5 protein-coding genes are annotated in these 7368 nt (G+C 62.8%); all 5 read right to left on the reverse strand.

Going from position 1 to position 7368, the window contains the following annotated elements; all coding sequences use genetic code 11:
* Positions 1–107: 107 nt before the first annotated feature.
* On the reverse strand, positions 108–1445 hold the full coding sequence (gene hslU / locus QMX91_RS27040) for an ATP-dependent protease ATPase subunit HslU (RefSeq protein ID WP_007968354.1): 1338 nt from the start codon (positions 1443–1445) through the stop codon (positions 108–110).
* Between the two features lie 55 nt (positions 1446–1500).
* On the reverse strand, positions 1501–2031 hold the full coding sequence (hslV, locus tag QMX91_RS27045; protein ID WP_007968352.1) for an ATP-dependent protease subunit HslV: 531 nt from the start codon (positions 2029–2031) through the stop codon (positions 1501–1503).
* 289 nt (positions 2032–2320) lie between these two features.
* Complete coding sequence (locus tag QMX91_RS27050) at positions 2321–3028, reverse strand: SPOR domain-containing protein (RefSeq protein ID WP_041074932.1); 708 nt, start codon at positions 3026–3028, stop codon at positions 2321–2323.
* 1 nt (position 3029) lies between these two features.
* Positions 3030–4766: an arginine--tRNA ligase gene (gene argS, locus QMX91_RS27055; protein WP_135294789.1), complete on the reverse strand. Its 1737-nt coding sequence runs from the start codon at positions 4764–4766 to the stop codon at positions 3030–3032.
* Positions 4767–4996: 230 nt separating this feature from the next.
* Positions 4997–7216 carry a primosomal protein N' gene (locus tag QMX91_RS27060; protein WP_282413643.1) on the reverse strand — a complete coding sequence of 740 codons (2220 nt, stop codon included), beginning with the start codon at positions 7214–7216 and terminating at the stop codon, positions 4997–4999.
* Positions 7217–7368: the final 152 nt, after the last annotated feature.

Below are 7368 nucleotides of genomic sequence, written 5' to 3' on the forward strand. Positions count from 1 at the left end.
GGGCTTGCTCGCGAATGCGGTATGTCAGCCAACATTGCTGTCGACTGGCACGGCCTCTTCGCGAGCAAGCCCGCTCCCACAGGGTCCGCTACCGCTGTAAGTATGGCTTACAGGATATAACGGGACAGGTCTTCGTTCTGCGCCAATTCGCCCAGATGGCTGTTGACGTACGCAGCGTCGATCAGGATCGGCTTGTCGTCATGCGCGCTGGCCAGATCGCCGGCGCTGAACGACACCTCCTCCAGCAAACGCTCGAGCAGCGTGTGCAGGCGACGGGCACCGATGTTTTCGGTCTTCTCGTTGACCTGCCAGGCGATCTCCGCCAGACGCTTGATGCCTTCCGGCTGGAACTGGATGTTCAGGCCTTCGGTTTTCAGCAGCGCGCAATATTGCTCGGTGAGCGAAGCGTGCGGCTCGCTGAGGATGCGCTCGAAGTCTTCCGGGCTCAGCGCCTTGAGCTCGACACGGATCGGCAGACGGCCCTGCAGCTCCGGCACCAGATCGCTCGGCTTGCTCAGGTGGAACGCACCGGAGGCGATAAACAGGATGTGGTCAGTCTTGACCATGCCCAGTTTGGTGTTGACGGTGCAGCCTTCGATCAGCGGCAGCAGGTCGCGCTGTACGCCTTCACGGGAAACATCAGCGCCGCCAACGTTGCCGCGCTTGGCGACTTTGTCGATCTCGTCGATGAACACGATGCCGTGCTGTTCAACCGCTTCCAGCGCTTTGGCTTTCAGCTCTTCTTCGTTGACCAGACGCCCGGCCTCTTCGTCGCGCACCAGTTTCAGCGCTTCTTTGACCTTGAGCTTGCGAGCTTTCTTCTTGCCCTTGCCCATGTTGGCGAACAGGTTCTGCAGCTGGCTGGTCATTTCTTCCATGCCAGGCGGCGTGGCGATTTCGATGCCGGCCACTTCGGCGACTTCGATCTCGATTTCCTTGTCGTCCAACTGGCCTTCGCGCAGGCGCTTGCGGAACAGCTGACGGGTGTTGGAATCGCTGCTCGGTGCTTCTTCATTGCTGAAGCCCATGCGCGCCGGTGGCAGCAGTGCGTCGAGGATACGGTCCTCGGCAGCGTCTTCGGCACGGTGACGCACGCGGGTCATTTCCTGCTCGCGGAGCATCTTGATCGCGGCGTCGGCCAGATCACGGATGATCGATTCGACGTCACGGCCGACGTAGCCGACTTCGGTGAATTTGGTCGCTTCGACCTTGATGAACGGCGCGTTGGCCAGTTTCGCCAGACGACGGGCGATCTCGGTTTTACCGACACCGGTCGGGCCGATCATCAGAATGTTTTTCGGGGTCACTTCAACGCGCAGCTCTTCAGGCAGCTGCATGCGGCGCCAGCGGTTGCGCAGGGCAATCGCGACGGCGCGCTTGGCATCGTCCTGGCCGATGATATGGCGGTTGAGTTCGTGGACGATTTCGCGGGGAGTCATGGACATAGTAATTGACGGTCCTCAAGCAGAAACAAGCCGTGGCACTTTGGCCGCGTCAGGCTTATTCAGCGAGATCCTGCTCCTCAATGGTCTGGGTGTGGTTGGTGAATACACAGATGTCGCCGGCGATACCGAGGGCAGTTTCGACGATCTCCCGGGCCGACAGGTCGGTCTTTTTCAACAGCGCGCTGGCTGCGGCTTGCGCGTAGGCGCCGCCGGAACCCATGGCGATCAGGCCGTCTTCGGGTTCGACCACGTCACCGTTGCCGGTGATGATCAGCGAGGCGTCCTTGTTGGCGACCGCGAGCATGGCTTCGAGGCGGCTCAGGGAGCGGTCGGTGCGCCATTCTTTGGCGAGTTCGACAGCGGCGCGGATCAGGTGGCCCTGATGTTTCTCGAGCTGGCCTTCAAAACGTTCGAACAGGGTGAAGGCGTCGGCGGTGGCACCGGCGAAACCGGCGATGACCTGGCCGTGGTACAGGCGACGAACTTTCTTCGCGTTGCCTTTCATCACGGTGTTGCCGAGAGAAACCTGGCCGTCGCCGCCCATGACGACTTTGCCGTGGCGGCGGACTGAAACGATGGTGGTCAAGGGAAGAGTCTCCACGCAGCGGGGCGAAAATGCCTTATGCCCATTCATATGGGGGTGCTGGAGAGGATTTCAACCGGGGAGGGTAATGGGAGACGAATGGTGTTTGATGACTGTGGCGAGGGGATTTATCCCCGATGGGGCGCGAAGCGGCCCTGAGACCTGCGATTGCAGCCGGTCTGGCACACCGCGCATGCTGGATTTACGACTGCTGCGCAGCCGGTCGGGGATGAATCCCCTCACCACAGGGATTGTGGGCAGCCTCGGAATGAGGCTGCCCACGGGGGGGCAATCAGCGGCTCTGGCGTTGTTGTAACAACAGGTTGCTGAAGCCGCTGCCGGCCAATTGTTTCTGTGCGGTGGTCAGTTGTTCGCGGTTGCTGAACGGGCCGACCAATACGCGGTACCAGGTTTCATCCTTCACCGTGCCCGACTCAACCGAAACAGCCTGGCCGAGCAGAATGATCTGCGCCCGCACCTTGTCCGCGTCCGCCTCTTTGCGGAACGAGCCGGCCTGGAGGAAGAACTTGGTCACCGGCGCCGCTTTCGCCACCGGTGGCGCTGGCGGCGGGGTAATACCTGACAGCGCAGCCTGCGCCCGTGCGGTGTCGATCTTCGCCGCTTCCGCCGGGGTGACCGGCGTGGTCGGCACTTGTGGCGTCGGCAGGGTTTTCTCCGGCACGGCATCCGGCGGCACGATCACTTCCGATTCCGGCAGCAAGGTGTAGAAGTCGTACTTCGGCTTCACCGGTTGCGTCGGGCTCGGCGGGGTCTTGTTGGCCTCGGCGATCTTCGACGCTTTCTGCTGCTGCGCCTGCTCGACTTTCTCGCGCTTGACCGTGTCGCTGCCCTTGCCCGGCTCCAGTTTCATCAGGAACACGATGAACGCACCGACCGTCAGGCCGATGGCCATCCACAGCCAGCCCGGGATCGGTTGCTTTGCAGGAGCTTGGTAACGGCTGGCGCCACGCTTGGGTGCAGGTTTTTTCTTGGCAGCCAACTTACATGCGCTCCAGAGTTTCCAGGCCCAACAGTTCCAGGCCTTGCTTGAGAGTACGACCGGTCAGCGCGGCCAGACGCAGACGGCTCTGCATCTGGACCGGCGTCTCGGCGGCGAGGATCGGGCAGTTCTCGTAGAAGCTGGAGAACAGACCGGCGACGTCATACAGATAGGTGCAGAGGATGTGCGGTGTGCCTTTTTCCGCGACGTTGTTCAGCACTTCGCCGAACTGCGCCAGCTTCGCCGCCAGCTCTTGCTCGTGCGCGGCTTCGAGGACGATCTGGCCATCGACTTCGCTGAAGTCCTTGCCCAGTTTGCGGAACACACCGGCCACACGGGTATAGGCGTACAACAGGTACGGCGCGGTGTTGCCTTCGAAATTCAGCATCAGGTCGAAGTTGAAGCTGTAGTCGCTGGTGCGGTGCTTGGACAGGTCGGCGTATTTCACCGCACCGATGCCGACAACCTTGGCGATGTTGCGCAGTTCGTCTTCGGCCAGTGTCGGGTTTTTCTCTTTGACCAGGTTGTAGGCACGTTCCTGCGCTTCGGTCAGCAAATCGATCAGCTTCACGGTGCCGCCATCACGGGTCTTGAACGGACGGCCGTCGGCGCCATTCATGGTGCCGAAGCCCATGTGCTCCATTTCCATCGGATGGGTCACGAAACCGGCCTTGCGCGCCACGGCGAACACTTGCTGGAAGTGCAGGGCCTGACGCTGGTCGACGAAGTACAGCGCGCGGTCGGCCTTCAGTTTGCCAGAACGATAGCGCACGGCCGCCAGGTCAGTGGTGGCGTACAGGTAACCGCCGTCAGCCTTGACGATGATCACTGGCAGCGGATCGCCGTCGGCGTTCTTGAACTCGTCGAGGAACACGCACTGGGCGCCGTTGCTCTCGACCAGCATGCCGGCGGCTTTGAGGTCGTTGACCACGTTGATCAGGTCGTCGTTGTAGGCGCTTTCGCCCATCACGTCGGCCATGGTCAGTTTGACGTTGAGCAGTTCGTAGATCTTCTGGCAGTGCGACAGCGAGATGTCCTTGAACCTGGTCCACAGCGCCAGGCACTCGGCATCGCCGGCCTGCAGCTTGACCACCAGACCACGGGCGCGGTCGGCGAACTCTTCGGATTCGTCGAAACGCTGCTTGGCGGCGCGGTAGAAGTTTTCCAGATCGGACAGCTCGTCGCTGGTGATCGGGTTTTCCTGCAGATACGCCATCAGCATGCCGAACTGGGTGCCCCAGTCGCCCACGTGGTTCTGGCGGATCACTTCGTCGCCGAGGAACTCGAGAACACGGGCCACGCCGTCGCCGATGATCGTCGAGCGCAAGTGGCCGACGTGCATCTCTTTGGCCAGGTTCGGTGCCGACAGGTCGACCACGGTGCGCTGCGCCGGGCCGGCCTTGCGCACGCCAACGTTAGCGTCGGCCAGAGCGGCGTCGAGGCGCGAGGCGAGGGCCTGGGTGTTCTGGAAGAAATTGATGAAGCCCGGACCGGCGATTTCGGCCTTGGTGACGTTCTCGTCGGCCGGCAGCGCAGCGATGATTTTCTCCGCCAGATCGCGCGGCTTCATGCCCGCAGGCTTGGCCAGCATCATGGCGATGTTGCTGGCGAAGTCGCCGTGGGTTTTGTCGCGGGCGTTCTCCACCTGAATCGCCGGCGACAGGCCTTCAGGCAACACACCTTCGTTGACGAGTTGGGTGAGGGCTTGTTGGATCAGCTGGCGAATGGTGTCTTTCATGGTCTTCTCTTTCGACCGCAAGCGCGGCGGCGCATCGATGCGCGGGTGGAAAAACTGGGCATTATCCGTTGCGAAGACGGGCTTGCCAACCTTAGCAGGCAGCTTATGGATATGTGGTGACAATTCGGGCCTCTTCGCGAGCAAGCCCGCTCCCACAATGGATCAGCGGCGTTCATTTGTCTGGCTCATACCCTGTGGGAGCGGGCTTGCTCGCGAAGGCGATTTTCAGATCAATACAGATCCACGGGATCGACATCCAGCGACCAGCGCACCGCGCGCCCGCTCGGCATCTGCTCTAATTCCAGCAACCAGCTGGCGAGCAACCGATGCAGCGGCGCCCGCGCTGTCGCCTGCACCAACAACTGTGCACGATAGCGACCGGCTCGGCGCTCCATCGGCGCCGGCACCGGCCCGAGCAATTCGATGCCGCTCAGATTCTGCTCGACCAGCAAGCGTTCGGCCGCGCTGCATGCCTCATCGAGAAAACCTTCGGCCTGCCCCGGTTTGTGCGCTTCGGCACGCAACAGGGCCAAGTGTGAAAACGGTGGCAGTCCGGCAGCCCGGCGCTCGCTCAAGGCCTGCTCGGCGAAAGCGAAGTAACCCTGCTCGGTCAGTTGCACCAATAAAGGATGGTCGGCCAGGTGGGTCTGAATGATCACCTTGCCCGGCTCCTCAGCCCGCCCGGCGCGCCCGGCGACCTGCACGATCAATTGCGCCATGCGCTCGCTGGCACGGAAGTCGCCGGAGAACAGTCCGCCGTCGGCATCCAGAATCGACACCAGCGTAACCCGGGGGAAGTGGTGCCCCTTGGCCAACATCTGGGTGCCGACCAGAATGCATGGCTGACCCTTCTGAATGGTCGCGAACAACTGATTCATCGCGTCCTTGCGCGAGGTGCTGTCGCGGTCGACGCGCAGTACCGGGTAGTCCGGGAACAGAATCGCCAGGCGTTCTTCGGCGCGTTCGGTGCCGGCGCCCACCGGCCGCAGATCGACTTTGTTGCACTTGGGGCATTGGCGCGGCGTGCGCTCGACGTTGCCACAGTGGTGGCAGCGCAGTTCGCCGTAGCGCTGGTGCACGGTCATTCGCGCATCGCAGCGTGAGCACTCGGACATCCAGCCGCAATCGTGGCACAGCAGCGTCGGCGCAAAGCCACGCCGGTTGAGGAACACCAGCACCTGCTGGCCGGCCGCGAGGGTCTGGCCAATGGCTTGTTGCATCGGCCCGGAAATGCCGCTGTCCAGCGGGCGGCTTTTCACGTCCAGCCGCAGGAAACGTGGTTGCCTGGCGCCGCCGGCCCGCTCGTTGAGGCGCAGCAGGCCATAACGACCGGTGTAGGCGTTGTGCAGGCTTTCCAGTGAAGGCGTGGCGGACCCGAGGACGATCGGGATGTTTTCCTGTCGCGCGCGCACCAGTGCCAGATCCCGGGCGTGGTAGCGCAGGCCTTCCTGCTGTTTATAGGAGCCGTCGTGCTCTTCGTCGATGATGATCAGCCCCGGGTTCTTCATCGGGGTGAACAGCGCCGAGCGAGTGCCGATAATAATGTCGGCCTCGCCGTCGCGGGCAGCGAGCCAGGCGTCGAGGCGCTCACGGTCGTTGACCGCCGAATGCAGCAGGGCGATGCGCGCGTTGAAGCGCTGTTCGAAACGCGCCAGGGCCTGCGGGCCGAGGTTGATCTCCGGGATCAGCACCAGCGCCTGCTTGCCTGCTTCGAGGGTTTCGCGGATCAGTTGCAAATAGACTTCGGTCTTGCCGCTGCCCGTGACGCCGGCCAGCAGAAACGCGTGATAACTGTCGAACCCGGCACGGATCGCTTCGTAAGCGGCGCGTTGTTCGGTGTTCAGCGGCAACTCCGGTTGCGCCAACCAATGTTCATGGCGCACGCCAGGGGCGTGCCGACGAATCTCTACTTGCACCAGACCCTTGGCCAGCAGCAGGTCGAGGCTGTCCTTGCTCAGCATCAGCTTGCTCAACAACTGATGGGCCACGCCGTGCGGGTGCTGCGCCAGTGTTGCCAGTGCTTCCCGTTGCCGTGGCGCGCGGGCGACGCGCGGATCATCGAGGCTGGCGCCGGGGGCGACTGACCAGAAGCGCTCCTGTCGCGCCTCGGCCAGTTCGCCCTGACGCAGCAGCACCGGCAGCGCCCAGCTCAAGGTGTCGCCGAGGCTGTGCTGGTAATACTGCGACGTCCACAGGCACAGCTTGAACAGTGCGGGCGGCAGCGGCGGCTCTGCATCGAGCAGGGCCAACGCCGGTTTGAGTTTCTCCAGCGGCACGTCGCTGGTATCGGTGATCTCGACCAGAATCCCGATCATCTCCCGCCGCCCGAACGGCACCCGCAGGCGCATGCCCGGCTGCAACTGGGCGCGCAGCACCCCGGCCGGGGCCCGATAGTCGAACAGGCGGCGCAGGGGCGAAGGCAGGGCGAGGCGCAGAATGGCGTCGGGCACGCGGGGGGATCTCTATCAACACAAAAGGAGGCTTGGCGCAGATCAACTGTGGGAGCGAGCTTGCTCGCGAACGCGGTGTGTCAGGCACGAAGTCATCAACTGGCACAACCCAATAGCGAGCAAGCTCGCTCCCACAGGGGAGTGCGTTAAAG

Source organism: Pseudomonas sp. PS01299 (genome assembly GCF_029960145.1).
GTDB classification, from domain to species: Bacteria; Pseudomonadota; Gammaproteobacteria; order Pseudomonadales; family Pseudomonadaceae; genus Aquipseudomonas; species Aquipseudomonas putida_A.

What these genes read in the sequence shown, in the direction of transcription:
- hslU (WP_007968354.1), bottom strand. Translation starts at nt 1,445, where the DNA reads ATGTCCATGACTCCCCGCGAAATCGTCCACGAACTCAACCGCCATATC.
- argS (WP_135294789.1), bottom strand. Translation starts at nt 4,766, where the DNA reads ATGAAAGACACCATTCGCCAGCTGATCCAACAAGCCCTCACCCAACTC.